The following is a 1,268-nucleotide window of genomic DNA, read 5'->3' as shown; positions in this document are numbered from 1 at the left end:
GGCAATGACACGGTGACCTTCACCGCCGGCTCCAATACTGTCAACGCGACGATCGGCGCGGGCGCGACGCTGAACGCCGGCGATCGCCTCACCGGCGGCAGCGGCACCGACACACTCAGCATCTCCGGGTCGGGATCGTTCGACCTCAACACCCTTGCGACCTTCACTGGTTTCGAAAACATCAATCTGACCGGCACAGCCCAGAGCTTGACGCTCAAGAACGGTCAGAACCTGACCGTCAACGCGGGGAGCGGTAACTCGGTGACGCTCGGGACCGGAAATGACACGGTCGCCTTCACCGGCGGCTCCAATACCGTGAATGCAACAATCGGCTCGGGCGCGGCGCTCAACAGCGGAGATCGCCTCACAGGCGGCAGCGGCACCGACACGCTCAGCATCTCCGGGTCGGGATCGTTTGACCTCAACAGCCTCGCGGCTTTCACGGCGTTCGAGAACGTCAAGCTGGGCACTGGAGAAAGCCTGACCCTGAAAAATGGTCAGAATCTCAGCGTAAGCGGCAGTGGCGGCAACACGGTGACGCTCGGGACGGGGATCGACACCGTTGCCTTTTCTGGTGGAACAAACACGGTGAACGCGACAATCGGCGCGGGCGCAACTCTCAACGGTGGGGATAAGCTATCAGGCGGCTTCTTTTCCGACTTACTCGTAATTTCTGGGTCGGGCTCATTTGACCTCAACAGCCTGGCGACCTTCACCGGATTCGAAAACGTCTCGCTGACAGGTGCTGGCAAAAGCCTGACCCTGAAGAATGGTCAGAACCTGACTGTGAACGGCGGCAGCGGCAATACGGTCACGCTCGGGACCGGAAACGATACGATCACCTTTTTTAGCGGTGCCAATGCTGTGAACGCAGCGATCGGCACGGGTGCTACGCTCAATGCCGGCGATGGTCTCACAGGCGGCAGCGGCACCGACACGCTCAGCACCTCTGGGTCTGGCTCGTTTGACCTCAATAGCCTGGCGACTTTCACGGGGTTCGAGAACGTCAATCTCACCGGAATTGGTGAAAGCCTGACCCTGAAAAATGGTCAGAACCTGACCGTGAGCGGCGGCAGCGGCAACACTGTGATCCTCGGGACCGGCAATGACACGGTCGCCTTCACTGGCGGCTCCAATGCCGTAAATGCAACAATCGGCTCGGGCGCGACGCTGAACAGTGGCGATCGCCTCACCGGCGGCAGTGGCACTGACACGCTCAGCATCTCCGGGTCGGGATCGTTTGATCTCAACACCCTTGCGGCCTTCAC

1 protein-coding gene is annotated in these 1,268 nt (G+C 60.6%); it reads left to right on the top strand.

Translation table 11 applies throughout. The features are described from left to right. Positions 1-1,268 (top strand): beta strand repeat-containing protein (locus tag LB565_RS29755; RefSeq protein ID WP_411970702.1); only part of this gene is annotated, 1,268 nt, incomplete at both ends.

This window comes from Mesorhizobium sp. CA14, assembly GCF_020165195.1.
In the GTDB taxonomy this organism is placed as follows: Bacteria; Pseudomonadota; Alphaproteobacteria; order Rhizobiales; family Rhizobiaceae; genus Mesorhizobium.
The sequence above is the reverse complement of the archived record's forward strand: the minus strand, read 5'-3'. Positions and strand labels throughout refer to the sequence as shown.